Below are 25902 nucleotides of genomic sequence, written 5' to 3'. Positions count from 1 at the left end.
AACGTGGCATCGTCATGGGGGGTGGTCTTCGGAGGCGGAAGGGTGCCGTTTCAGGTCATCCAGCAGTTCGGGGACCTCCTGCGGCTCCCGGCGGGATCCCCGCCTCACTGATCGTACGGTTTCGCGGATGAGTCTGTTCGATGGCTGCGGCGGCGGCCGTCGAGGACTATGCGGCGGGACACGGTGAGGAGCCACGCCCACACTCGAACCCGTCATGGAGATGACCTGGCACGGAGCACATCTTTGCACCTTCGTTATCACTCCGGTGGCCACTCCGATAACTCCAGTCATCTCTGACTATCTCGTCTCATGCGATGACGCCCGAGGTGGCGAGATGAGTGACGCGAATGTGACCAACCCGGTCGAATGATCGTCCGTCTCACTGACCATGGACCGCCGTGACTTTCTCCGCGCCTCCGCGCTCGCGCCGCTGACGACCACGTTCGGCGCGCCGCCACCCGACTGGGCAGAGCTCGGCCGAGGGCTGCGCGGGCGGCTGGTCCGTCCCGGCGACAGCGGCTACGACGCGGCCAGGCGCCTGTACAACCCGGCCTTCGACGGGATCAGGCCGTCGGGGGTGGCCTACTGCGCGACGCCCGCGGACGTGTCCGAGTGCCTGGCCTTCGCCCGGCGGTCGAACGTGGCGGTCACCGCGCGCTCCGGCGGCCACTCCTACGCGGGCTGGTCCACCGGCAAGGGCCTGGTGGTGGACGTGTCCAGGATGAACACCGTGGCCTACCGCGCGGGCCGGGCCACCGTGGGCGCCGGGGCCAAGCTGATCGACGTCTACGACAAGCTGGCGGCGCACGGGGTGAGCATCCCGGCGGGTTCGTGCCCGACCGTCGGCGTGAGCGGCCTGACACTGGGCGGCGGGATCGGGGTGGTGTCCAGGAAGTACGGCCTGACCTGCGACACCCTGGAGTCGGTCCGCGTCGTCACCGCCGACGGGCGGGTGCTCACCTGCGACGCCGACCACCACGCCGGGCTGTTCTGGGCGTGCCGGGGCGGGGGCGGCGGCAATGTCGGCGTGGCCGTCTCCTTCACCTTCCGCACCCATCCCGTCCAGGACGTGACCGTCTTCCTCCTGCGCTGGCCGTGGGCGAAGGCGGGCGCGGCCGTCCGCGCCTGGCAGTCGTGGGGACCGTCGGCGCCGGACGCCCTCTGGTCCACCCTGCGTCTGGGCCGCGAACGCGACACCCTGAACGTGGTGGTCAGCGGCCTCTACCTGGGCGGCAGGCAGGCGTGCGAACGGCTGCTCGCGCCGCTGGTGAGCAGGATCGGCCCGGCCTCCTCCCGCTCCGTGCGGACCATGTCCTACCGGTCGGCCATGCTGACCATGGCGGGCTGCTCGACGGTCGCCCAGTGCCGCCAGATCCCCCGCACCACCTTCAGCGCCAAGTCCCACCTCGGGTACGGCAAGCTGTCGGGCGAAGCGGTGCGGGCGCTGGTCGCCGGGGTGGGGCGGGCGGGGCGGCATGCCGTACTGCTCGACGCGCTCGGCGGCGCGGTGGGCCGGGTGGCCCCGGACGCGACCGCCTTCCCGCACCGCGAGGCCCTGTTCAGCGTGCAGTACTACGCCCAGGGCGCCGACCGCTCCTGGCTGCGCCGCATCCACGGCGACATGGCCCCCCACCTGGGCGACCACGCCTACGTCAACTACATCGACCCGGATCTGACCGGCTGGCGCGAGGCGTACTACGGCCGCAACGCCCCCCGCCTCGCCGCGATCAAGTCCGCCTACGATCCCGACCGCCTGTTCCGCCTCCCCCAGGGATTCTGAGGCGCTCAGCCGTAGAGGCGGTCAAGGTCGACGAGCAGCACGCGAGGATCCCGCCGAGCCTCCTGCCGCAGACGCTCGTCGAAGCCCGCCCCGCTGTAGCAGGCCAGTACGGTGTCGCGGGTGTCGTAGCCCTTCATATGGATGAGGTCGCGGGCGTCGCGCAGCCGGGCGAGGTGGCCCGGATCCATGACCTCACCCCACTTGCACTCGCCGAGGGAGAGCAGGCGGCGCTTCTCGTTCGCGTAGGAGGGGGACAGGACGACGACGTCGATCTCGATGGATCTCGCGACCGTTCCGGCGGAGACCTCACCGGCGAAACCGCCGAAGGTGCTCGCCTCCGCCCGCATCGCGAACTCCCGGCACAGGCTCTCGAAGTGCGGGCCCACGACCTGTGAGAGGAAACGCGAGCGGGAGTCGCGCCAGGTCTCGGCCGCGTGCCCGAGTTCCAGCCGCGTCCAGGAGGGCCGGATCACCGACTCGTAGAACGTGATCAGCGGCTCCACGATGCGGAAGTGCGGCTTTCCCTTGTTCAGGGCGTCGTCCTGCCGCTGGATCAGCCGGCAGTCCTCCAGGACGGCCAGTGGGTGGGCGATATCCGTGGATTTGCGCTCCATGTACGACGCGATGTTGCCCCTGCGGTTGTTCCCGGCCGCGATCGCTCCGAGGACCGCGTGGTACAGGGCCTCGTCCCGGACGTCACTCTCGTTCGAGAGCAGGTAGCGCGCCTCCCGCAGGAGGGGTGCGCGCCCGCTCAGCACCCGTCGAACCACCCAGTCGTCGAACGCCTCCAGCGAGGAAGGCGAGTCATCGTCGACGAAACGCTTCCGGTACGCGGGCGTGCCGCCCACGATCGCGTGGACGAGGACGGCGAGCCGTGGATCGCCGAGGTTCCAGAAACGCGCGGCGGTCCGGTAGTCGAAGGGCTGGACCACGAGTTCGAGCGACGCCCGTCCCCGCAACGGGGCCTGCCCGCCCAGCAGTCCGCCCATCACCGACATCGCCGACCCGCAGAGCAGCAGCCTCCCCCGGCCCCTGCCCTCCCCCCTCGCGTCGACCTCTCGCTGCAGGATCGAGGGAAGGGACGGCGAACTCCTGATCAGGTAGGGGAACTCGTCGATGATGACCACCCGGTCCGCGCATCGGTCCAGGGTGTACCCGATCGCCTCGTCCCAGTTGGCGAAGGTGAGCTGGCCGCCCACCTCGAGATGGGCCGCCAGCGCGATGCCGTACTGTCGCAGCGCGTCCCGCTCGGTCGCCTCCACCGCGACGAAGTGAAAGCCCCCGACGGCCTCGGCGAGATCCTGGAGCAGGAACGTCTTGCCCTGCCGGCGGCGCCCGCTGACGATGCCCAGTCGCAGTTCGTTCGCCGGGCTGGTGGCGAACTCCACCAGCGCGGCCCACTCCTCGTCGCGTGCGAAGACCCGCTCCGGCTTCTTGATCACAGAACGCCCCATGGAAGTATGGTTATAAGAAGTGGACTTCTTATAACCATACTTCTACGGCTTGAAGTGCTGCAGGACCTCTGGGTTCGACATGGCGTCCGGGTTGGCGGCCTGGTCGACGGGGGTGCCGAGGAGGATCTTGCGGACCGGGACCTCCAGTTTCTTGCCGGACAGGGTGCGGGGGATGCCGGGGACCTGGATGATCTCGTTCGGGACGTGGCGGGGGGAGAGTTCCTCGCGCAGTGCGGTGCGGAGTCTGCGCACCAGGTCGTCGTTGAGTTCCGCGTCGTCGGTCATGCTGATGTAGAGGAGCAGCCGACCCTCCTGGCCGAGTCGTCCGGTGTCGATCACCAGGCTGTCGGCGATCTCCTCGAAGCGTTCGACGACCCGGTAGAACTCGCTGGTGCCCATGCGGACGCCGCCGCGGTTCAGCGTGGAGTCGGAGCGGCCGTAGATGACACAGCTGCCGTCCTCGTTGATCTTGATCCAGTCGCCGTGCCGCCACACTCCCGGGTACTCGGCGAAGTAGCTGTCCTGGTAGCGGGAACCGCCGGGGTCGTTCCAGAACATGACCGGCATGGACGGCATCGGCTGGGTCAGCACCAGCTCGCCCACCTCGCCCACGACCGGCGCGCCCGCCGGGTCGAAGGACTCCACCCGGGCGCCCAGCGACCGGCACGGGATGACCCCGGCGCGGATCGGCAGCAGCGGCGCCGCCCCGACGAACCCGGTGCACACGTCGGTCCCGCCGGAGAACGACCCCAGCGGCACCCCCGGCAGCACCTCCGCCACCCATGCGAACCCCTCGGGCGGCAGCGGCGACCCGGTGGACCCGACCCCTCTGAGCGCGCCCAGCCCTTCCGTCCGCACCTTGGCCTTCATCGAGGCGATGATATACGGCGCGCCCGTACCGAAATAGGTGACCCCCTCCTCGGCCGCCATCCGCCACAGCGCGTCGGTCGTCGGATGCGTCGCCGCGCCGTCGTACAGCACGGGCGTGGCCCCCACCAGCAGCGCGCCGATGAGGTAGTTCCACATCATCCAGCCCGTGGTGGTGTACCAGAGGAACACGTCCCCTTCGCCGAGGTCCTGGTGGAAGGAGAGCGACTTGAGGTGTTCGAGCACGACGCCGCCGTGCCCGTGCACGATCGGCTTGGGCAGGCCGGTGGTGCCGCTGGAGTACAGGATCCACAGCGGATGGCCGAACGGCACCCGCTCGAACTCCAGCGGCGCCGCCTCGGCCCGCAGCTCCGCCCAGGAGTCCGCGCCGACCACCACGGTGGCCCGCAGCGTGGGCAGCTCGGCGGCGATCTCTTGCACGGCGGCCGACCTGTCGTAGGTCCTGCCGTTGTAGACGTACTCCTCGACCGCGATCAGGACCTTGGGCTCGATCTGCTTGAAGCGGTCGACGATGCTGGGCACCCCGAAGTCGGGCGAGCCCGCCGACCAGATCGCGCCGAGCGAGGCGGTGGCGAGGAAGGCGACCAGCGCCTGCGGGATGTTGGGCAGGTAGCCGGCCACCCGGTCGCCCTTGCCGACGCCGAGCCTGACCAGCCCCGCCCTGACCCTGGCGACCTCCTCGCGCAGCTCGGCGCGGGACATCGTGGTCCGGGTGCCGTCCTCGGACCTGAAGACCAGCGCGGTGCCCTCGGTACGCCGCAGCGCGTTCTCCGCGTAGTTGAGCCGCGCCCCGGCGAACCATTCGACGCCGGGCATCGTCCCCGTCATGACGGGCCCGTCGCCGCGCTCGCCCACCACGCCGAAGTAGTCCCAGATCGAGGCCCAGAACGCGGCGGGGTCGTCGACCGACCACTGCCACACCTCCTGGTAGCTCGCTCCGGCCCGGCCGAGCCACTCGAAGTATCGACTGATCTTCGCGTTCGCGACGTCCTCGGCGGACGGTTCCCACAGCAGCGCACCCTCAGCAACCATGTGCCCCATCCTTGCGCCGACCAGGTGGAAAGTCATCATCGCCGCCCACACAACCCGCTACCCGCGCAGGTGCTCCACCGCCATACGGGCGCTGGTGCCGATGACCGCGTCGGCGCGTGGCTGGTTCATGACGGTGCTGAAGGCGCGGGTGAAGACCGCGACCGCGTACCGGCCGCCGTCGGGGTACTCCACCACGCCCACCTCGTTGCGCAGCGTCGGCAGCGTGCCGGTCTTGCCGCTGACCTCGACGTCGTCGTACGGGAACCCGGAGGCCAGCCGGTGTGGCCACACCTGCAGCCCGAGCAGGCCGCGCATCCACGCGCAGGACTCGGGACGGGCGGCCTCGTCGCGCCAGATCAGGCCGAGCAGCCGGGTCATCTCCCCGGGCGTGCTGCGGTTGGTGCGGGCGGGGTCGAGCACGCGCAGCCGGGCGAGCTGCTCGGGCTCGGTGAACGGCCACTCGCCCCCGGCGTCCTCGGACATGCTGGTGTACAGGTCCCGGCAGTTCTGCGTCACGCGGCTGCCCTCCAGCCCGAAGTCCGCGAGCATCGCGTTGACCGCGGCCATCCCGACCCGAGCCAGCAGCACGTCGGCGGCGGTGTTGTCGCTCACCGAGATCATCAGGTAGGCCAGGTCGCGCAGGGACAGCGTCGCGTCGTCGGTCATCGCCGACACGCCGGTGGGGCCGAAGACCCGGTCCTCGGCGGTGACGGTGACCCGTTCGGCCAGGTCGACCAGCCCCGCGTCGGCCTGCCTGGCCAGCTCCACCAGCAGCGGCACCTTGAACACCGACGCGGTCGGCACCGGCTCGTCGGCGCCGTGGCCGACCTGCCGGCCGGAGTCGAGGTCGACGGCGTGCAGCCGGCCGGTGACGCCCGCCCACCTGAACACCGGCCCGAGGTCGAGCGTGCTCATGCCAGGAATCCCATCGCGGGGCGCCGGCTGACCCGCCGCGCGGGCGCGGCGCCCTCGTCCCTCATCCCTGCCCTCTCCTTCAGTTCGTGCGCGGCGACCGCGCAGAAGGTCTCCACCTCGGGCGTCGGCGTCCGCCACGCCGTGGACACCCGCCACTCGATCGGGGTCCCGAGCAGCGGTCGCAGGCGTACGCCCGGCAGCGACGGCTCACTGCCGAAGGCGACCGCCGACCCGGCGAGCACCAGCCCGAGGCCGATCCCATGATGCACCGCCGCCGGGACGAACCCGCCGGCGCGGCACTGTGCCAGCGTCTCGGCGTGCGCGCCCGGCTCGCCCTCCTTGGGGAAGAGCAGCAGCTCGCGGCCGATCAGGTCGGCGAGATGGACGGAGGGGCCGGCGGCCAAGGGGTCGTCCTCGGCCAGCAGCACGCCGGGCGTGTGCACGAGACTCTGCCCGAAGTGCAGCCCGGGGGCGGTGGCCGGGTGGCGTACGACGCCGGCGTCGATGGTGCCGTCGGTGAGCGCGCCGATCTGGTCGGCGGTCCAGATCTCGACCGGGAGCAGCCGGACGTCGGGCTCGCGTTCGCGGAAGCCGGAGAGCAGGGCGGCGATGACGGACGGGCCCAGGTCGGGTGGTACGCCGACCTTCAGGACGCGGGTGGCGCGCTGCCGTACCAGGTCGCGGAGCCGGTCGGATCGGGCGACGAGTTCGCGGGCCTCGCCGAGCAGCAGGCGGCCCGCCTCGGTGAGCCTGACCTGGCGGGCCGAGCGGTCGAACAGCCGCACGCCGAGCTCCTCCTCCAGTCGCTTGATCCGCTGGCTGAGGGGCGGCTGGGCCATGCCGAGGCGGATCGCGGCGTTGCCGAAGTGGAGCTCCTCGGCGACGACGGCGAAGTAGCGCAGGTGTCGGATCAGGTCCACGACCAGTAACTATATCCAGATTTATATGGATGATCTGGTGATATCCGTATTGGACATGGGTTGGTAGCCTCTGGTCTGCTCTTGGGGCATCTCAAGGGGGCACGAATGCATGACGAGTTCTCACATCTGCGCTCGGAACGGCCGGTTCGCCGCCGAGGACGGAAGAAGGGCCTGCTCATCGGGGCGGGCGTACTGGTTCCGGTGCTCGCCGCGGCCGGGGTGGTCTACCTGCTGCGTACCCCGGGGTCGGCCGAGGAGACCGCGGCCGACTACCTCGCCGCGTGGGGGCGGCGGGACTACGCGGCCATGCGGGCGCTGACCGTCGAACCGCCGAAGGACTTCGACAGTGTCCACGAACGCGTGCGCACCGGGCTCAAGCTGAGCGGCGCCTCCTTCGAGACGGGCGCGTCGGCCAGTGGCGACGACGCGACCGTGGTCAGGTTCGAGGCCAAGCTCACCGGACCCGTCGAGTGGTCGTACGAGGGCTCGCTACGGCTGGTCGAGCACGAGCGCACCTGGCGGGTCCGGTGGACGCCCGAGAGCATCCACCCCGACCTGCGCGCGAACCGCACACTGAAGCTGGTCACGGAGAAGCCGACGACGGCCGCGATCACGGCCGCCGACGGCACCCGCATCGACACCCCGGCCACTCCGGGCTCGGTGCAGCAGCTCGTGGAGGGACTGAAGGAGACCTACGCGGCCCGCCTGACCGGCGGCGCGTCCTCCAGGGTCAACCTGCTCGAAGGCGATCTGCTGATCAAGACGATGGCCCGCGAGGGCGCCACCGAGGGCAAGCCGCTGGAGACCACCATCGACCTGCGGGTGCACCAGGCGGGGGCCGCCGCGCTCGACCAGGTGAGCAAGCCCGCCTCGCTGGTCGCGCTGCGGCCGTCGACCGGCGAGATCCTGGCCGCCGTCAACAAGCCGGGCGGGTTCAACCGGGCGCTGCTCGGCAGCTACCCGCCGGGCTCCACCTTCAAGGTGGTGACCGCCTCGGCGCTGGTGGCCGACGGGGTGAAGCCGGGCCAGACGGTCACCTGCCCGGCCGAGCAGAACATCGGCGGCTTCCCCTTCCACAACGCCGGGTTCCACGACTACGGCACGCTGCCCTTCCGCGACGCCTTCGCGCACTCGTGCAACACCACGTTCGGCGCGATGGGCGTGGCGGAGCTGAGCGGCGGCAGGCTCGGTGAGGTGGCCGCGAGCTTCGGGTTCGGGGCGCCGATCATGCCGGGCGTGCCCGCCGTACGGGCGCAGTATCCCGATCCGAAGGACGACACCGACCTGGCCTCGGCCTCGATCGGGCAGGGCCGGGTGCTGGCCAGCCCGCTGAACATGGCGGCGGTGGCGGCGGCGATCTCCGACGGCACCTGGCGCCCGCCCCGGCTGGTCGCCGCCGACCTGGTGCCCGCGGGCGGCTCCAAGCCGCGCGAGCTGGAGGCGAACGTGGTCCGCGCGCTGCGCACACTCATGCCGGCCGTCGTCACCGACGGCACGGCCCACGCGGTCAGCTTCCCGCAGGGTACGGCGGGCAAGACCGGAACCGCGGAGTACGGCTCGGGCAAGGAACCCCCGGCGCACTCCTGGTTCATCGGCTACCGGGGCGACCTGGCCTTCGCCGTGATCGTGGAGGGCGGCGGCGCGGGCTCGGCCGTGGCGGCTCCGGTGGCCGCGCGCTTCCTAGCCGGCCTTGCGGCCGACCGGTGAGGTGAGACCGGCGACCGCCGCGACCACCTCGGAGGCGTTGGACAGGTCAGGCAGCACGATGTCGGCGCCCGCCTCGCGCAGCTCGGCCACCGTCGAGCGCCCCGAGGCCACCGCGATCATGCCTGCCCCGCCGATCCTGGCCGCCTGCACGTCGCGCGCGGAGTCGCCGATCAGCACGGTGTTGGCGGCGGTGAACGGGATGCCGTGCCGCTGCCTGGCCCGGCCCTGCGCCACCTGCAGCAGCGTCGCCTTCGGGTAGACCTCCTCGCCGTAGCCGCCGAGGTCGAAGTCGATGTGCTTGTCGAGCCCGAACGCCTTGAGCTTGTGCACGGCGTTGCCCTTGATCGTCCCGGTGAGCACGGACTGCACGACGCCGTCGAGCCTGGCGACCGCCTTGAGCGCGTCCTTGGCCCCGGCCATCATCCGGCCCTCGCCGGTCAGCCGCCTGCGCCGGTCGGCGAACGCGACGGCCAGCGCGGAAAGGAACCGGGGCAGATGGTCGTCCTCGGCCGGGATGCCGTTGACGGCGAGCGTCTCGAAGACGATCTCCGAGTCCGGCCGCCCCATGGCGGGCGCCAGCTTGACCAGCGGACGCCCGGTGACCAGGCGGAACGCCTCGGCGTAGGCGTCCCTGGTGACGATCGCGACATCGACGAGGGTGAGGTCGATGTTCCAGAGCACAAGGCGTTTGATGGCGGCCTCCCGACAGCTTCTGGGCCAGGGTACGGCTACCGCGCCCCGATCACCGAAAACCCGGGTGATTTAGGCATAATTGAGCGCTTCGGTCAGGGTGTCCACCACGGGCACCCCGACCGTCTCCAGCTCGGCTCTGGGAGTCATGCCACCGGCGTAGAGCACCGCCCTGGCCCCGACGTGCCTGGCCGCGAAGCCGTCGTCGACGCTGTCGCCGACCACCAGCACGGAGGCCGGATCGACGCCGAGCGCGGCCACATGCGCCGCCAGGTGCTCGGCCTTCTCCCCGCCGGGCAGGCCGACCAGCCCGTCGACCCGCGCGAAGTGACCGTCGATGCCGAAGCGGGCGACCACCGGCAGCAACTGGTCGTGCGGCGCCATGGAGCACAGGGACTGGGTGCCCGGCCAGGTCGCCAGCACCGTGCCCGCGTCGGCGGCCAGCGCGCAGGCGGCCATCAGGCGGTAGTAGCTGTCGTGGAAGCCCTCGTCGAGCCGCTCCCACTCGCCCTCGTGCAGGGCGCGGCCGAGCAGCCGCTCGTAGGCCAGCCAGATGGGCCTGGTGTAGACGGCACGGAAGTCGTCGGCGGTCAGCAGGGGCAGCTCGTACGGCTTGAACACCTCGTTGGTCGCGCCGACGACCGCGTCGATGTCGTGGAAGAGGGTGCCGTTCCAGTCCCACACGATGTGCTTTGTCATATCAGGGAAAGCGTAGCGAGCCGGCCGGTCATCCGGCGCGCCACGCCCCCCTGCCCTGGACGGCTGGGGTCAGCCGCAGGCCTTGCGGGTCGCGCCGCTGCCGTTCTGGCCGCCGTTGCCGCCACCCCACGACACATGGGTCACGGCGTGCGCGCAGATGCCGGGGGCGTACATCATGTTGCCCCAGTGCCGCCCGCCGTTGCCCGGCTTGAAGGAGAAGCGGTCGTAACCGCGGTCGGTGTAGACCGTGACGGTGCCGCGCACCGAGCTGGCCGTGGTGATCTCGGTCCAGTTGGTCTTGCACTTGCTCGACCACATGAGCTTGACGGTGCCCACCTGGCCGTTCGCGACGCTCTTGATCGGGGCACTGCGCACCGCGCGGGCGGAGTTGCCGCAGCCTTTGGAGTAGGGGTCCTTGTGGTCGTAGGCGTGCGCGTTCGCGGGGGTCGCCGTGAACAGGGCCAGTCCGATGGACGCGACCGCGGTCGCGACTACTCGGATCTTCACTGGAACCGACTCCTTCGGGTCTTGATCAGGTCCCGACGATCTTAGGAACGGTCTCCATGTCCCCGCTAGCGACTTAACCCGCTGTTAACATCAGCGTTGGCCGAGAATGTCAGGAATCTCCTGGGTGGCGAACCACATCAGCTCGTGCGCCTCGGCGCCGTCCACGGTGAACCTGGCGTCGTCGTCACCCGCGTCGGCCTGCGGCAGCGCGGCCAGCGCCGCCTCGATGTCGGCCGCGGCGTACTCGTCGTCGACGTGCACGGAGGCGACCTTGGCCAGCGGGACCGAGTCCGTCAGCCGTACCCTGGCCCGCTCGTCCAGGTCGGCGCTCATGATCAGCGCGTCGTCGGGCACCTCGGCGGCGACCACCACCCGGCGGGGGGCGGCCTCGACGCCGTCGGCGCGGTCGGCGGCCAGCATCCGCAGCGAGGCGCGGGCCGCCTCGGTCAGCGCGACGTACTCCAGTTCCTCGGTGTCACCCGAGGCGTACCACTCGACCAGCGCGGGGGTCACCGCGAAGCCGGTCAGCGGGGCCGGGCCCAGCTTTCCCGCGGAGACCGCCCGGGCCAGCAGGGGAAGCGTGGTCGGCAGATAGACGCGCATCAGGCACCTTTCACGGCAAACAAGAGCACCATCATGCCCGCCGCAGCGGCAGCCGGAGCAGAGACTCCAGCTCTGTGATGGTCGTGTCGGGGTCCTGGTGCAGGATTCCGGTGATGCCGAACTCGCCGGCGGCGGTGAGGTTGGCCTCGATGTCGTCGACGAACACGCACTGCTCGCCCGGCAGGCCGATCACCCCGAGGGCGTGGGCGAAGATGCGAGGCTCCGGCTTGCGCATGCCGATCTCGCCGGAGATGACGACGCCGTCGAAGACCTCGTCCCAGTCTTCGCGCGGGTACTCGTTGGCCCAGGAGTTGGAGAGCAGGCAGGTCCTGAGGCCGGCCGTACGGACGTCCCTGAGCATGTCGTACATCGCGTCGACGCGCTCGAACCCGGCGAACATCCGCACCAGCAGCCCGTCGGCGACCGGCGGCGCGCCGTCGACCGTGCGCAGCCTGGCGGCCAGGTCGCGCTCGAACGCGGCGGCGCTGATCTCGCCGCGCTCCAAGGCGTGGACGACGTTCTCCGTCTCCCCGCCGTAGGCGGCCCGCACCAGCTCGCGCATCACCTCGCGGTAGTGGGCGTCGTCGATGCGGTCGGCCGCGATCCACGCGGCGATCGAGTCCGACAGGTTGGTGGTGAGCACGCCACCCCAGTCGATCAGCAGACCCTTGACCATCCAGACACTCCTCACTAGGAACAGGTTCCAGATTAGAGGAGAGGGCGGTTGTCCCAGAATCTCATTATTGGCTCTGAAATAGCGGTCGATAGAGCGCCTTTCCGTGTTCACGGAGCCGGGCCACTAACGGCTCTCCCGCAGGATCCGGGCGGCCAGCCTGCGGTGCTCCGCCGAGCGCAGCACGCGGGCCGCCTCGGCCGCCGAGGCCACCGGCGCCTCGCGCAGGAAGCCCCGCCTGTCCCTCAGCTTCAGCAGGCGGGTCACCGACTGGTCGAGCCTGGCCTCGGAGATCCGGCCCGACTTCACCGCCGCCAGCACCGCGTCGTAGGCCTTGGGGAAGTCCTGCGGCATCAGCAGCAGATCCGCCCCCGCCAGTACGGCCCGCACCGCGACCTCGCCGTCGCTGTACTTCGTCCGCGCCCCGCCCATGTTCAGCGCGTCCGTCGAGATCACCCCGTCGAAGCCGAGCCGCTCGCGCAGCAGCCCGGTCAGGACGGTCCTGGACAGCGTGGCGGGGTCGCCCGAGGAGTCGAGCTTCGGCATCACGATGTGCGCGCTCATCACCGCGTCGACGCCCGCGCCGATGGCCGCCTTGAACGGCGGCGCGTCCAGCGTGTTCCACTGCTGCCGGGTGTGCTTGATCACCGGCAGCCCGGTGTGGCTGTCCACGCTGGTGTCGCCGTGGCCGGGGAAGTGCTTGGCGGTGCTGGCCACGCCCGCGTCGTGGAAGCCCTTCACCGACGCGGCGACCATCTTCGACACCTTGGCCGGGTCGTCGCCGAAGGCGCGCTTGCCGATGACCGGGTTCCTCGGGTTGATGTTGACGTCCGCGACGGGCGCGAAGTCGAGGTTGACGCCCAGCGCCTTCAGCTCGGCGCCGGTGGCCCTCGCCGCCGCGCGGGCCAGCGCCGGGTCGCGGGTGGCGCCGACGACCGAGGCGCCCGGCAGCGGGGTGACCAGCGCCGACATCCGCGACACCAGGCCGTTCTCCTGGTCGGTGGCGATGATCAGCGGCACCTTGGGGGACGCCTTCTGCAGGCCGTTGGTGAGGCCGACGACCTGGGCAGCGGTCTTGATGTTCTGCGGGAAGAGGATCACCCCGCCCAGGTGGTACTTCTCGACGACCTTGGCCGGGGTGTTCACGCCGAACCTGGCCTGGTTCTCGCCGGAGACGGTGGCGGCGGTCGTGCCGTACACGACGGGCATGAAGAGCTGGCCGACCTTCTCCTTGACGGTCAGCTTCGCCAGGACCTGGCGGACGCCGCCGCCCGGGACGGCGGAGGGCGGCTTGCTCGCCGGGGTGCTCGCCGGAGGTGGCGGGGCCGCGACGCCGGACGGCGCCGCCGCTCCTCCCGCCCCGCCGCCGCATGCCACCAGAGCGGTCGCCACCGCCAGAAGCCCTGCCGTACGAATGCCACGCGCCATGACACCCAAGTTATCCGTGCTCACGACCAAACGCTGCGATCTCGCGTCACAGCGCGAGGTCCGCGAGCCCCGGCAGGTGGGCGCGGGCCGCTTGCCTGGCCGTCGCCGCGTCCTTCGCCGACCTGGCCGCCGCCGCGGCGAGCCGGCACTGCTCAGTGGTGTGCCCGGCCAGCGCCGCCCGTACGGCAGGCAGCGCCGAAGCGCTCATCGACAGCGCCGTCGCCCCCAGCCCCACCAGCACGCACGCCAGCGCCGGATCGGCCGCCGCCTCCCCGCACACCCCGCACGGCCGCCCCGCCCCAGCCGCCGCGGCGACCAGGTCGAGCAGCGCGGGCTGCCAGGCGTCGTGCAGCGCGCTCAGCTCCGCCATCTCGCGGTCGGCGGCGAAGAGGTACTGGGCCAGGTCGTTGGTCCCGATGGAGAAGAAGTCGACGTGCTCGGCCAGATCCCGGGCCCGGATCGCCGCCGCGGGGATCTCGATCATCACCCCGGCCGCCGCCAGCCCCGCCGTACGGCACGCCTCCGTGAACCACGCGGCTTCCTCGGCGGTCGCCACCATCGGCGCCATCACGTGCAGCCGCGCGGCCGTGCCCGCCACCGCCCGTTCCAGCGCCGCGAGCTGGTCCGCCAGCACCTCGGGGAAGCGCCGGGACATCCGCAGCCCGCGCTCGCCCAGCGCCGGGTTCGGCTCCCGCTCCCGCGCGGGCAGGAAGGCCAGCGGCTTGTCCGCGCCCGCGTCGAGCGTGCGCACCACGACCGTCGCGCCGGGGAAGGCCTCCAGGACCGGGCGGTAGGCCGCGACCTGCTCGTCCTGCGTGGGCGCGGCCTTCCTGCCGAGGAAGAGGAACTCGGTGCGGAAGAGCCCGACGCCCTCGGCCCCGTGCGCCAGCGCCGCGTCCAGGTCGCCGGGGCCGCCGACGTTGGCCAGCAGCGGCACCGAGTGCCCGTCGGCGGTCCGCCCCGGGCCTCGCACCGCGGCGAGCTTCTCCTGCCTGGCCGCCTCGGCGCCCGTCGCGCCGGCCACCTCCGCGTCCGTCGGCCCGACCCGCACCTCGCCGGTGGAGCCGTCGACCAGGACGAGCGTGCCCGGCGCGAGCGAGGTCGCCCCCGCGCAGGCCACCACGGCGGGCACGCCCATGGCCCTGGCCAGGATCGCCGTGTGGCTGGTCGGCCCGCCCCGCTCGGTGACGAACGCGGTCACGACCTCCTTCGACAGCAGCGCGGTGTCGGCCGGCGCGAGATCCCTGGCCACCAGCACGAACGGCTCCGGCGCGTCCAGCGGCACGCCGTGCATCGGGTGACCGGTCAGCAGCGCCACCGTGCGGTCCCTGACGTCGTCGAGGTCCGCGGCGCGCTCGCCCATGTACCCGCCGGTTCCGACCAGCATGCTGCGATACCTGCCGAACGCCTCGTACACGGCCCGCTCGGCGGCCGTGCCGTGGTCGATCAGCGCCTCGACGCCCACCAGCAGGCCGGGGTCGCGGGCCATCATCGCCTGGGCGTTCAGCACGTCCTCGGCGGCGCCGCCCGCCTGACGCCCGCGGCCCTCCAGCACGCCCGCGACCTCGTCGAGCGCCGCCCGCGCGCGGGCCTTCTCCTGATCCGCGTCGCCGGTGTACGTGGCGCCCTCGGGGGGTTCGGGCACCTCGGCGGTCAGGACGAACACGGGGCCGTGGCCGACTCCCTGGCTGGCTCCCACCCCCCGCAGGCTCATGGCGCCGACGCGATCGCGGCGAGCTGGTCCAGGAGCTCCTCGGTGTTCTCGCCCTCGGCGGCGATCACGATCATCTCGCCTTTGCGGACGTCGAGCGCCATCACCTGCAGGATGCTCTTGGCGTTCACCGGCGTGCCGCCCGGCTTGGCCACCGTGACGTCGATCGGCGCCTTGGTCGCGGCCTGCACGAACGTGGCCGCCGGGCGGGCGTGCAGCCCGACCTCCGCCACGATGGTGACCTTGCGCTCGGCCATATGGGCTCCTCCTTGGATGACCGGTCCGGACCAGCCGGACCTAGGTGAAGGGCGGCCAGTCGACCCCGGTCAGATCTGCGACCACGAGATCGGCGCCCGCCAGTTCCTCGTCTGCGTGGGCCGTCGCCACGCCCACGCACCTCATACCCGCGGCCTTGGCCGCCACAATCCCCGGCAGTGAGTCTTCGAAGACGACGCAGTCGCCGGGGTCGGCGCGCAACCTGCTCGCGGCCAGCAGGAAGCCCGCGGGGTGCGGTTTGCCCTCGTCGACGTCCTCGGCGGCGACGATGGTCCGCACCAGGTGGCGGACGCCGACCTGGACCAGGCGCTCCTCGGCCCAGTCGCGCCAGGACGAGGTGACCACGGCGATCGGCGAGCCGTACGCGGCGACCTTGCGCACCAGCTCGGCCGCGCCGGGGACGGGCACGATCTCGGGCAGGTCCGGGTGGTCGTCGTAGCCGAACACCTCGGCGATCAGCTGCTCGACGTCCCGGCCCGGCATGAGGCCCGGCAGTACGTCCCGGCTCCGGCGGCCCATGAAGACCCGCACGTCGCAGTCGATCCCGTACTTGTCGAGCAGCATCTGCCACATGGCCAGACTGCGGTGCTCACTGTTGATCAATGTCCCGTCGAGGTCGAACAGCGCGGTGTCTACTCCCATTGGAACAGCTCGTCCCCCACGTGCACCGCGCCCATGACCACCTCGGTCACCGAACCGGCGGAGGCGTCGAGCGCGACGACGGGACAGACCGGCGAGCGTCCACCCGCCTCGATCGCCGCGGGATCCCAGGCCACGACCGGCTGACCGGCGCTGACCCGGTCCCCCTCGGCCGCCAGGAGCCGGAACCCCTCCCCTTTGAGCTGGACCGTGTCGATGCCCAAATGGACCAGCACCCCCTTGCCGTCGTCCCCCACGATGACATAGGCGTGCGGATGTAGCTTCATGATTTTTCCGGCTATCGGGGCCACTGCCTGGCCGGGTCCCCGCGACGGGTCGATCGCCGTGCCCGGACCGACCATCCCCGCCGAGAACACCGGATCGGGGACCGCCGACAACCCGACCGCGGCCCCCTCGACCGGGGCGAGAACGCTGGTCACCGTGTCCTGCCTCGGTCGCTGCGCTCGGTCATGATCCCCCCATACCGCGACAAGGCGCCGGCGGCGAGCACCCTCGCCACCGGCGCCTCAGCCGATGATGTCCTCGATGTCGCTGGCGATCGTGTCGGCTTCCGGACCCACGACGACCTGGACGACATTGCCCGTGGCCATCACCCCGTGCGCGCCCGCGGCCTTCAACGCCGCCTGGTCGACCTTCGCCGCGTCGTGCACCTCGGTACGCAACCGGGTGATGCAGGGCTCGATCTCGATGATGTTGTCCGCACCGCCCAGCCCCGCAATGAGCGCGTTGGCGTCAGCCGCCATGTCGTCCTCCCTTGTCGTCCTCTGACCAGGCTAAACGACCTGGTCCGATCAGTCCGTCTGGGTGACCTTGTTGAGACCGCGCGGGGCGTCCGGGTCGATGCCCAGGCGTCGGGCGAGGGCCTCGGTGAGGAGCTGGCCGGGCACGATCAGGCCCATGGGGGCGACCCACTCGGGCAGGTCGGGACCGTTCAGCGCGGCCGTACCCGCCCTGGCCAGAGCCGCGCCGCCGCCCACGGTGTAGGCCGCGGCGCCCGCGCCGGTGACCCGCTCGGCCAGCGCGACCGTGCCCTGCAGCGTCGGCCCCTCGCCGGCAGCGACCAGCAGCGCCGGGGTGTCGGCGTCGACGACGGCGATCGGGCCGTGCAGCAGGTCCGCGTACGACAGGCCCATGGCGTGCAGGTAGCAGGCCTCCTTGAGCTTGAGCGCGGTCTCCAGCGCGGTGGAGAAGGCCAGGCCGCGACCGGAGACCACGACGCCCGGCTTGTCGGCCAGTCCCTCGACGACCGCGTCCAGGTCACCGGGCTCGGCGATCAGCTTCTCCACCGCGTCCGGCACCCGGTCCAGGTCCGCGGCGTCCACGTCGGCGCCGAGCCCCAGCGCGAGTACGGCGAGCGCGGCGAGCTGCGTGGTGTACGTCTTGGTCGCGGGGACCGCCTTCTCCTCACCGGCCAGCGTGACCAGCGCCACGTCGGCGGCCTGGGCCAGCGGGCTGTCCTCGCCGCCGTTGGTGATGCCCACCGTCCTGGCGCCGCAGTCCTTCGCCCAGGCGAGGGTCTCGACGATCTCCTCGGTCCGGCCCGACTGGGAGATCGCGACCGCGAGGACTCCGTCGAGGTCGAGCTTGCGCTTGTAGGTGGTGGCGATCGAGGGGGCGGCCAGCGCGGCGAGCCGTCCCGCGTGCGCCTCGATCAGGTAGCGGCCGTAGACTGCGGCGTTGTCGGAGGTACCGCGCGCGATGAACAGGAGTTGCCTGGTCTGCTCGCCCAGCGCCTTCACCTCGCCGATCCTGGGAAGCAGGGCGTCGAGGGTGGCTCGCAGTGCGGCCGGCTGCTCGGCGATCTCGCTGCGCATCTTGGTCGTCATCTCGCGCTCATCCTTCAAATCGTTACCATCTGGACTTGACCCCGTTTTCCGGCGTGTGGTCTAGTCCGGACTAGACCAGTACGAACCATAGCTCATTGCCCAGGTCAGATCGAGGGGAGGATCTGTGGCGCACATCGATCCGGACAGCCCGGTGCCCAAGTACTTCCAGCTCCGCGAGATCCTGCTGGACCTCATCGACAGCGACGAGCTCAGCATCGGCGCGGCGATCCCGTCCGAGCGCGAGCTCTGCCAGCGTTTCGGCCTGTCCAGGATGACCGTCCGCCAGGCCGTCGACCACCTCGTCTCCGAAGGACGGCTGCACCGCGTACCGGGCAAGGGCACGTTCGTGGCCCGGCCCAAGATCGAGCTCGCGCTCCAGCTCACCTCCTTCACCGACGACATGCGGGCGCGCGGCATGACGCCCGGCTCGCGCGACCTCGACCGCAGGATCGTGCGCGCCAGCGCCCACCTGGCCAAGGAGCTGGGCATCCAGCCAGGCGAGGAAGTGCACTTCATCGAACGGCTGCGCACCGCCGACGGTGAGCCGCTGTCCATCGAGCGGGCGCACATCCCCGTGTCCCTCGCACCGGACCTGGCCGACCACGACCTGTCCGGCCGCTCCCTGTACCAGCTCCTCGAAGCCCGCTACGGGCTGGTCATGGACGCCGGCGAGCTGACTATCGACGGCGGCATCGCCGACCCCAGCGACGCCGACCTGCTCAAGCTCCCCCGCGGCGGCGCGGTCCTGCTCCTGCAGCGGCGCTCCTTCTCCGGCGGCGTCTGCGCCGAACTCGGCGTCTCCACCTACCGCGCCGACCGCTACCAGTTGCGCACCATCCTGGAGATGCCGGCCAGGCGCGGCTGATCGCTCCCGCCCCCCAGCCCCCCGGAGGACAGCCCCGGTGAACGAGACCACCTCGCTGCCCACGCGCGTGATGAGCGTGCTCCAGCGTCTGGGCCGCTCGCTCATGCTGCCCATCGCGGCCCTGCCCGCCGCCGCCCTGCTGGTGCGCATCGGCCAGCCCGACATGCTCGGCTCCAACGGCGCCGAGCACGGCGGCCTCGCCGACGTCGCCGGGTTCGCCTGGATGGCACAGGTCGCCGACGTGCTCGCCGCCGCCGGCGACGCCCTGTTCCAGAACCTGCCGCTGCTGTTCGCCGTCGGCGTCGCCATCGGCTTCGCCCGCAAGGCCGACGGCTCCACCGCGCTCGCCGCCGTGGTCGGGTACCTCGTGTTCGACCGGGTGACCAAGGTGATGTTCTTCGGCTCGGCCATCCGCGACACCGTGCTGCTGCGGGAGGTCGACCCCGACGGCGGATTCAAGGAGATCATCAACTACGGCCTGCAGAACCCCACGCGGGTGCTCGGCGGCATCCTCATCGGCCTGGTCACCGCCCTGCTCTGGCAGCGCTACCACCGCATCAAGCTGCCCACCTGGCTGGCGTTCTTCGGCGGACGCCGGTTCGTGCCCATCGTCACCTCCATCGTGGCGCTGGTCCTCGGCGTGCTCATCGGGTGGATCTGGCCCGTCCTCGGCGAGTGGATCGGGCACGCCGGGGAGGCCCTGGCCGGCGCCGGTCCGCTCGGCACCGGCCTCTACGGCCTGTTCAACCGGCTGCTCGTGCCGTTCGGGCTGCACCACTTCGTCAACTCCATCGTCTGGTACGTGGTGCCCGAATGCTCCGTCGGCGGGCGCACCCTCGGCGGCGACTGGAACTGCTACTTCGGCGGCGACCCCAACGCGGGCGAGTTCATGGCCGGGTTCTTCCCGGTGATGATGTTCGCGCTGCCCGCCGCCGCGCTGGCCATGTGGCGGGCCGCGCCCGAGCACCGGCGGCCCACCGTGGGCGGCATCATGCTGTCGGCGGCGCTGGCCTCGTTCGTCACCGGGATCACCGAGCCGATCGAGTTCGCGTTCATCTTCGTGGCGCCGGTGCTGTTCGTGGTGCACGCCGTACTCACCGGGCTGGCGATGGCGGTCACCATGCTGGTCGGGGGGCAGCTCGGGTTCGGGTTCTCGGCCGGGCTGCTCGACCTCGTGCTCAACGCCAGCAAGTCCAACACGCACAACCTGCTGGGCATCCTGCTCATCGGCGTCGTCTACGGGGCGATCTACTACGTCGTCTTCAGTTTCCTGATCAAACGGCTGAACATCATGACGCCGGGACGCGAGCCCGAGCCCGACCCGGACTCCGGCGAGGCCGTGCCCTGAGCGGTTTCGGTGGAGGAGGCCGTGGTAGATACCGAGCATCCCCCGTGAACTGATCACGGTTCGGGGGTCCGGCATGAGCGACGCCACGGTCGGCGGCGGGCCGTCCGTCTGGTCATCGACGCTGGCCGTGCTCCAGCGCGTCGGCCGGTCGCTGATGATGCCGATCGCCGTGCTGCCCGCCGCCGGTCTGCTGCTCCGCTTCGGCCAGGACGACCTGCTCGGGCGTACCGACAACGCCTTCCTCGACCGGGTGGCCGCGATCTTCGCCGCCGCCGGAGGGGCGCTGTTCGACAACCTGCCGCTGCTGTTCGCGGTCGGCGTCGCCATCGGCTTCGCGCGCAAGGCCGACGGCTCCACCGCGCTCGCCGCCGTGGTCGGGTACCTCGTGTTCGACCAGGTCACCCGGCGGATGTTCTTCGAGTCGTCCAGCGAGGCCGTCCACACCAAGGTCACCCAGACGCTCGCGGACGGCAGGGAGGTGATCAACCAGGCGGCCTCCGCCCAGCCGACGGGCGTGCTCGGCGGCATCCTGATCGGGTTGCTGGCGGCGACGCTGTGGCAGCGGTACTACCGGATCAAGTTGCCCACCTGGCTGGCGTTCTTCGGCGGTCGGCGGTTCGTCCCCATCGTCACGGCGGTGGCGGCACTGGCGCTCGGAGTACTCATCGGGATCATCTGGCCGCCCATCGGGCAGGCGCTGACCAGCTTCGGCGACTGGCTGGCCACCCACTCGACCATCGGAGCCGGCGTGTACGGCGTGGCCAACCGGCTGCTCATCCCGCTCGGGCTGCACCACTTCATCAACTCGATCGTGTGGACCGTCATCCCCGAGTGCACGGTGAACGGAGTGCACGCGGCGGGCGACCTCAAGTGCTACGCCATCGGCCAGCAAGGGGCCGGGATCTTCATGACCGGGTTCTTTCCCGCCCTGATGTTCGGGATCCCGGCGGCGGCGCTGGCCATCTGGCGGGCCGCGCCCAGCCCTCGGCGGGCGGCGGTGGGGAGCATCATGGTCGGAGGTGCTTTGACCGCGTTCGTCACCGGAATCACCGAACCGGTGGAATTCGCGTTCATCTTCGTGGCGCCGATGCTGTTCGTGGTGCACGCCCTGCTGACCGGGATCGCCATGGCACTGACGGCGGCACTGGGCACCCGCCTGGGCTTCAGCTTCTCAGCCGGCGGCATAGACATGCTCCTCAACGCCACCAAATCCAACACCCACGACCTATTCCTCCTCATCCTCATAGGAATCGCCTATTTCGCCGTCTATTACTTCCTCTTCACCTTCCTCATCCACAAACTCAACATCCTCACCCCCGGCCGCGAACCCGACCCCCCACCCACCTGACCTCACCCACCTGACCTCACCCATCGACCCACCCATCGCCGCCCCATCCATCGCGGGCCCCACCGGCGGATACCTCACCCGCCACGCTCGGCGTGTCGCGCGCCTCACCCAGCACGTCTTCACCGACTCTCGGTCTTGCCTCTCGTGCTCCTCAGACGTCTCACCACCTCATCCAGCGCCGGCCACGTGGCCTCGCCGTATGCGAAATCCCTCCGCCTTCCGGCCACTCACGCCATACATCTGGCCAGCGGGCATTAGCCCCTTCTGCCAGTTTCCGCCTTTCCGTAGCTGCGGTTTCGGTATGGAGCGAAGGGTGAGGGCGGGAGAGCCGGAACGTATTCGGGTGAGTCGACTGACATCACCCTCTGCCCGGAACTCGCCAAAAGTTGGGCACCAACCAATCCAACCGCCAACGATCTTCTTCGCTTAACCCCTCATACAGGCGGCACTTTCGAGAAAGTTGGCGGCCGATGTATCTAGAAGGGGGACCGGAAACTCCTTATAGCGATGTTGTTCACCTGATCAACGTGGAGGCTCCGTGTCATCCCCCCTGCGCTCCGTCCCCCTCCCCCGCCTCGCCACAGCCCCCATCCCCGACCCGCCCTACGACGACGAGCACACCCCCGAAATCGGCCAACTGCCCGCCCACTGCTCACGCCCCGCCCTGTGCGCGCTTCCCCTGACCAACACCACTCCGCCCCCAGCCACAATGCCCGAGCCATCCACTCACCCGACCAGTGAGCCATCCGCTCTCCCCACATGCGTGCCAGGCAGCCTGCTGCCCCTGCCCTCCCGAACCGCTCTCCCCCAGGCCCCGACCTGGATCCACGAGCCACCCTCGCAGTCCGTGCACACAGACGACTCGTCGCCCCAGAAGACCATGGCCAAGGCCCTCTCGGCCGTACGGCACGGGACTGCGCTGTCCGCGGTCCCCTCGGCCGAGAAAGCAGGGGACCCGCTGCCTCAGGAGTCCTCGGCCGAGTGCACGGACGACGCCCTACCTCCCGTCGGTCTCGCCGCGCGGACCTACGGCTCGCTGGCCCTGGTCTCGGACAGGGCGGTGCGGCGGGCGCTGGTCTGGGGGCCGCCTGGGGCGATTCCGGATGAGCGGCGGCTGCGGCACCTCGGGCAGGCGATGGCCGAGGTCCTCGCCGGGCGGCGGCCTCCGAAGTCGGTCTCGGACCGGCTCACCGAGCGCGCCTACCAGGAACTCGTCCGAGCCGGACGCATGATCGACACCCGCCGGCCACCGTTCGTCGGAGTACCGCACGTCACACAGCCGAACGACGCCGTGGTCGAGATGTGCCTCCTCGTCCACTGCGGCGAACGCAGCCACGTCCTGGCCCTCCGCCTGGAACGCCGCGGCGTCCAATGGCTCTGCACGGACTTCGAGACCGCCTGACCAGACACCGGCCCTCAGGCCCGGCCGCGAAGCCTACGGCACGCAACCGGGCCCCGAGGGGCGCGTGCGTGCAACCAGGCCTGCGCCAAGCAGATCCGAAGCGGGTGAGAGCGCAAGCCGACCCGAGGGCGCGACGGCGGGTGAGGGCGCAGGCCGTACAGGATCAAAGGTGAAGCCCCCAGCCGCTCCTTGGGGAGCGGCTGGGGGCTTCGGTGAAGGTTTTTAGGCTTCGACGTGCTTCGGGTCGCCGTGGCAGCGCTTGTACTTCTTGCCTGAGCCGCACGGGCATGGTGCGTTGCGCTCCACGTTGCCGTACGCGGCGCGTTCGGCGGAGGTGGTGCGGACGCGGGTGTGCTCGACCTCGCCCGCCTCGCCGGGAGCCGTGTACTCCAGCTCGGACGGACGGTCGGGGCCGCGCAGGCCGCGGGCGATGATGGAGCGGGTCTCCGCGAGGGCCGCGTCCTCCTCCTCGACGATCGGGTTCTCCTGCACCTCGACCTCAAGGTTGAACAGGTAGCCGACCGACTCCTCCTTGATGCCCTCGAGCATCGCGGTGAACATCTCGAAGCCCTCGCGCTGGTACTCGATCAGCGGGTCGCGCTGGGCCATGGCGCGCAGGCCGATGCCCTCCTGGAGGTAGTCCATCTCGTAGAGGTGCTCGCGCCACTTGCGGTCGAGGACCGACAGGATGACCCGGCGCTCCAGCTCGCGGGTGGCTTCGGAGCCGAGCTCCTCCTCGCGACGGGCGTAGGCGTCCAGCGCGTCGGCGGTGATCTTCTCGCGCAGCAGGTCGGCGCTGAGCTCCTCGCGGCTGCCGACCTCCTCGATGAGGTCGTCCAGCTTGAGCCGGATCGGGTAGAGCTCGCCGAACGCCTTCCACAGCTTGTCGAGGTCCCACTCCTCGGCGAAGCCCTCGGCGGTGGCGGCCGTGACGTACTCGTCGATGACGTCCTTGACGAAGCCGCGCACCTGCTCGTGCAGGTCGGCGCCTTCGAGGACGCGGTGGCGCTCGGCGTAGATCACCTTGCGCTGGCGGTTCATGACCTCGTCGTACTTCAGAACGTTCTTGCGGATCTCGAAGTTCTGCTGCTCGACCTGGTGCTGGGCGCTGGCGATCGCCTTGGAGACGATGCCCGACTCGATCGGCTGGTCCTCGGGGATGCTCAGGCGGGTCATGATCATCTCGACGCGGGCCGAGTTGAACAGGCGCATGAGGTCGTCGCCGAGGGAGAGGTAGAAGCGCGACTCGCCGGGGTCGCCCTGACGGCCGGAACGACCGCGGAGCTGGTTGTCGATACGGCGCGACTCGTGGCGCTCGGTGCCGAGCACGTAGAGGCCGCCGAGCTCGGTGACCTCGTCGTGCTCGGTCTTGACGGCCTGGCGGGCCTTCTCCAGCGCCTCGGGGTAGGCCTTCTCGTACTCCTCCGGCGTCTCGACCGGGTCGAGGCCGCGCTGGCGCAGCTCCACGTCGGCGCGGAACTCGGAGTTGCCGCCGAGCATGATGTCGGTGCCTCGACCGGCCATGTTGGTGGCGACGGTGACGGCGTGCTTACGGCCCGCCTCGGCGATGATCGCGGCCTCACGCGCGTGGTTCTTCGCGTTGAGGACCTCGTGCTGGACGCCGCGGCGCTTGAGCGCCTTGGACAGCTTCTCCGACTTCTCGACCGAGGTGGTGCCGACCAGGACCGGCTGGCCGGTGTCGAAGCGCTCCTTGATGTCCTCGACCACCGCGTTGAACTTGGCGTCCTCGGTCTTGTAGACCACGTCGGCCTGGTCCTTGCGGACCATCGGCCGGTTCGTCGGGATCGGCACGACGCCGAGCTTGTAGGTCTGGTGGAACTCGTTCGCCTCGGTGGTCGCGGTGCCGGTCATGCCGGAGAGCCGCTCGTAGAGGCGGAAGTAGTTCTGCAGGGTGATCGTGGCGAGAGTCTGGTTCTCGTCCTTGATCTTCACGCCTTCCTTGGCCTCGATGGCCTGGTGCATGCCCTCGTTGTAGCGACGGCCGTGCAGGATACGGCCGGTGAACTCGTCGACGATCAGGACCTCGCCGTCGGAGACGATGTAGTCCTTGTCGCGCTTGTACAGTTCCTTGGCCTTCAGCGCGTTGTTGAGGAAGCCGACCAGGTGGGTGTGCTCGGGCTTGTAGAGGTTGTCGACGCCGAGCCAGTCCTCGACCTTCTCGACACCGGCCTCCAGGATGCCGACCGTGCGCTTCTTCTCGTCGACGACGTAGTCGCCGGTGCTCTGCTCGCTCGGGTCCTTGGCCTCGACGCCCTTGCGCAGGCGCGGCACGATCTTGGCGAACTCCTGGTACCACTTGCCGGACTGCTCGCCGGGACCGGAGATGATCAGTGGCGTGCGGGCCTCGTCGATGAGGATCGAGTCGACCTCGTCGACGATCGCGAAGTTGTGGCCGCGCTGGACGCACTCCTCCAGCGACCAGGCCATGTTGTCGCGCAGGTAGTCGAAGCCGAACTCGTTGTTCGTGCCGTACGTGATGTCCGCGTTGTACTGCTTGCGGCGCTCTTCCGGCGACTGCCCCGCCAGGATCATGCCGACCTCGAGGCCGAGGAAGCGGTGCACGCGGCCCATGTTCTCCGCGCCGACCTTGACCAGGTAGTCGTTGACCGTGATGACGTGCACGCCCTTGCCGGACAGCGCGTTGAGGTAGCTCGGCAGCGTACAGGTCAGGGTCTTGCCCTCACCGGTCTTCATCTCCGAGATGTTGCCCATGTGCAGGTTGGCCCCGCCCATGATCTGCACGTCGAAGGGCCGCTGGCCCAGCACGCGGCGCGCGGCCTCACGCACTGTGGCGAACGCCTCGGGAAGCAGATCGTCGAGCGATTCGCCGTCGATGTGCCGCTGCTTGAATTCGTCCGTCAGGGCGCGCAACTCCGCGTCGGACAGGCTCTTGAAGTCGTCCTCGATGGAGTTGACCTGGTCGGCAATCCGCTTAAGCTTGCGCAGGATCTTGCCTTCACCGGCGCGCAGAATCTTGTCGAGAATGGCTGCCACTGTATGTAAAGCTCCTCGCAGGTCTACCCCGGCGGCGCCGCCAGGAGGAGAGGCCGAGACAAACTTCCCCGCTGCCATCGTAGGCGGTTCCGCCACCTGACACAGCCACTGCGGTGAGGAGGCCACCGCCCCACTCTGAGAGTATGTGTATAAGG

General features: G+C 70.4%; 23 protein-coding genes. 6 read left to right on the top strand and 17 right to left on the bottom strand.

Annotation, left to right across the window (positions count from 1 at the left end; all coding sequences use genetic code 11):
* The first annotated feature begins 388 nt into the window (after window positions 1-388).
* Window positions 389-1780, top strand: coding sequence for an FAD-binding oxidoreductase (locus ABZ911_RS02225; RefSeq protein ID WP_358050668.1), 1392 nt, complete (start codon window positions 389-391; stop codon window positions 1778-1780).
* Window positions 1781-1785: 5 nt separating this feature from the next.
* Here ABZ911_RS02225 and ABZ911_RS02220 read toward each other — a convergent pair whose 3' ends face one another.
* Genes ABZ911_RS02220 through ABZ911_RS02205 form a run of 4 tightly spaced genes read right to left on the bottom strand, consistent with a single transcriptional unit; the run spans window position 1786 to window position 6989 of the window.
* Window positions 1786-3234 carry a DUF234 domain-containing protein gene (locus tag ABZ911_RS02220; RefSeq protein ID WP_358050665.1) on the bottom strand — a complete coding sequence of 483 codons (1449 nt, stop codon included), beginning with the start codon at window positions 3232-3234 and terminating at the stop codon, window positions 1786-1788.
* Between the two features lie 42 nt (window positions 3235-3276).
* The gene (locus tag ABZ911_RS02215; protein ID WP_358050662.1) at window positions 3277-5154 is read right to left on the bottom strand and encodes an acetoacetate--CoA ligase; all 1878 of its coding nucleotides are present in this window, start codon (window positions 5152-5154) and stop codon (window positions 3277-3279) included.
* A 57-nt stretch (window positions 5155-5211) separates the two neighbouring features.
* Window positions 5212-6069, bottom strand: a complete 858-nt coding sequence (locus tag ABZ911_RS02210; protein ID WP_358050659.1) for a serine hydrolase — start codon at window positions 6067-6069, stop codon at window positions 5212-5214.
* Window positions 6066-6989, bottom strand: coding sequence for a LysR family transcriptional regulator (locus tag ABZ911_RS02205; RefSeq protein WP_358050656.1), 924 nt, complete (start codon window positions 6987-6989; stop codon window positions 6066-6068). Before ABZ911_RS02205 ends, ABZ911_RS02210 begins: the two co-directional genes overlap by 4 nt.
* 105 nt (window positions 6990-7094) lie before the next feature.
* On the opposite strand from ABZ911_RS02205, the gene ABZ911_RS02200 reads away from it, so the two are divergent.
* Window positions 7095-8696, top strand: coding sequence for a penicillin-binding transpeptidase domain-containing protein (locus ABZ911_RS02200; protein WP_358050653.1), 1602 nt, complete (start codon window positions 7095-7097; stop codon window positions 8694-8696).
* Here the strand turns inward: ABZ911_RS02200 and ABZ911_RS02195 are convergent.
* The 12 genes from ABZ911_RS02195 to ABZ911_RS02140 all read right to left on the bottom strand — a co-directional run bounded on the left by ABZ911_RS02195 (window position 8670) and on the right by ABZ911_RS02140 (window position 17769).
* The gene (locus ABZ911_RS02195; protein ID WP_358050650.1) at window positions 8670-9377 is read right to left on the bottom strand and encodes a haloacid dehalogenase-like hydrolase; all 708 of its coding nucleotides are present in this window, start codon (window positions 9375-9377) and stop codon (window positions 8670-8672) included. The two genes, ABZ911_RS02200 and ABZ911_RS02195, sit on opposite strands and share 27 nt — an antisense overlap.
* Before the next feature lie 81 nt (window positions 9378-9458).
* Window positions 9459-10085, bottom strand: a complete 627-nt coding sequence (locus tag ABZ911_RS02190) for an HAD hydrolase-like protein (protein ID WP_358050647.1) — start codon at window positions 10083-10085, stop codon at window positions 9459-9461.
* A gap of 69 nt (window positions 10086-10154) precedes the next feature.
* On the bottom strand, window positions 10155-10592 hold the full coding sequence (locus ABZ911_RS02185; RefSeq protein WP_358050644.1) for a DUF2690 domain-containing protein: 438 nt from the start codon (window positions 10590-10592) through the stop codon (window positions 10155-10157).
* A 90-nt stretch (window positions 10593-10682) separates the two neighbouring features.
* Window positions 10683-11195 carry a hypothetical protein gene (locus tag ABZ911_RS02180; protein ID WP_358050641.1) on the bottom strand — a complete coding sequence of 171 codons (513 nt, stop codon included), beginning with the start codon at window positions 11193-11195 and terminating at the stop codon, window positions 10683-10685.
* Between the two features lie 31 nt (window positions 11196-11226).
* Entirely contained in the window at window positions 11227-11871 is a 645-nt protein-coding gene (locus ABZ911_RS02175) for an HAD family phosphatase (protein ID WP_358050638.1), read from the bottom strand.
* A gap of 123 nt (window positions 11872-11994) precedes the next feature.
* A complete protein-coding gene (nagZ, locus tag ABZ911_RS02170) occupies window positions 11995-13296 on the bottom strand; it encodes a beta-N-acetylhexosaminidase (protein ID WP_358050635.1) in 1302 nt (433 codons plus the stop codon).
* A gap of 46 nt (window positions 13297-13342) precedes the next feature.
* Entirely contained in the window at window positions 13343-15010 is a 1668-nt protein-coding gene (gene ptsP / locus ABZ911_RS02165) for a phosphoenolpyruvate--protein phosphotransferase (RefSeq protein WP_358050633.1), read from the bottom strand.
* On the bottom strand, window positions 15007-15264 hold the full coding sequence (locus ABZ911_RS02160; RefSeq protein WP_358050630.1) for an HPr family phosphocarrier protein: 258 nt from the start codon (window positions 15262-15264) through the stop codon (window positions 15007-15009). Before ABZ911_RS02160 ends, ptsP begins: the two co-directional genes overlap by 4 nt.
* 40 nt (window positions 15265-15304) lie before the next feature.
* A complete protein-coding gene (locus ABZ911_RS02155) occupies window positions 15305-15925 on the bottom strand; it encodes an HAD family phosphatase (protein WP_358050627.1) in 621 nt (206 codons plus the stop codon).
* Window positions 15916-16362, bottom strand: a complete 447-nt coding sequence (locus ABZ911_RS02150; protein WP_358050625.1) for a PTS glucose transporter subunit IIA — start codon at window positions 16360-16362, stop codon at window positions 15916-15918. Before ABZ911_RS02150 ends, ABZ911_RS02155 begins: the two co-directional genes overlap by 10 nt.
* A gap of 87 nt (window positions 16363-16449) precedes the next feature.
* A complete protein-coding gene (locus ABZ911_RS02145; protein ID WP_358050622.1) occupies window positions 16450-16686 on the bottom strand; it encodes a PTS glucose/sucrose transporter subunit IIB in 237 nt (78 codons plus the stop codon).
* A gap of 48 nt (window positions 16687-16734) precedes the next feature.
* Window positions 16735-17769: an SIS domain-containing protein gene (locus tag ABZ911_RS02140; RefSeq protein ID WP_358050619.1), complete on the bottom strand. Its 1035-nt coding sequence runs from the start codon at window positions 17767-17769 to the stop codon at window positions 16735-16737.
* A 124-nt stretch (window positions 17770-17893) separates the two neighbouring features.
* On the opposite strand from ABZ911_RS02140, the gene ABZ911_RS02135 reads away from it, so the two are divergent.
* The 4 genes from ABZ911_RS02135 (at window position 17894) to ABZ911_RS02120 (ending at window position 22732) form a co-directional block, all read left to right on the top strand.
* Window positions 17894-18634, top strand: coding sequence for a GntR family transcriptional regulator (locus ABZ911_RS02135; RefSeq protein ID WP_358050616.1), 741 nt, complete (start codon window positions 17894-17896; stop codon window positions 18632-18634).
* Window positions 18635-18704: 70 nt separating this feature from the next.
* Window positions 18705-19982 (top strand): PTS transporter subunit EIIC, encoded by a 1278-nt coding sequence (locus ABZ911_RS02130; RefSeq protein ID WP_358051434.1) that lies wholly within the window; start codon window positions 18705-18707, stop codon window positions 19980-19982.
* 73 nt (window positions 19983-20055) lie between these two features.
* Window positions 20056-21330: a PTS transporter subunit EIIC gene (locus ABZ911_RS02125; RefSeq protein WP_358050613.1), complete on the top strand. Its 1275-nt coding sequence runs from the start codon at window positions 20056-20058 to the stop codon at window positions 21328-21330.
* An 847-nt stretch (window positions 21331-22177) separates the two neighbouring features.
* Window positions 22178-22732, top strand: a complete 555-nt coding sequence (locus ABZ911_RS02120; protein WP_358050610.1) for an Rv3235 family protein — start codon at window positions 22178-22180, stop codon at window positions 22730-22732.
* 222 nt (window positions 22733-22954) lie between these two features.
* On the opposite strand, the gene secA is transcribed toward ABZ911_RS02120, so the two are convergent.
* Window positions 22955-25747: a preprotein translocase subunit SecA gene (gene secA / locus ABZ911_RS02115; RefSeq protein WP_358050607.1), complete on the bottom strand. Its 2793-nt coding sequence runs from the start codon at window positions 25745-25747 to the stop codon at window positions 22955-22957.
* Between the last annotated feature and the right edge of the window lie 155 nt (window positions 25748-25902).

It is taken from the genome of Nonomuraea sp. NPDC046570 (assembly GCF_040645915.1).
Classification (GTDB): Bacteria; Actinomycetota; Actinomycetes; order Streptosporangiales; family Streptosporangiaceae; genus Nonomuraea.
This window is presented reverse-complemented; position numbering and strand designations above follow the sequence as displayed.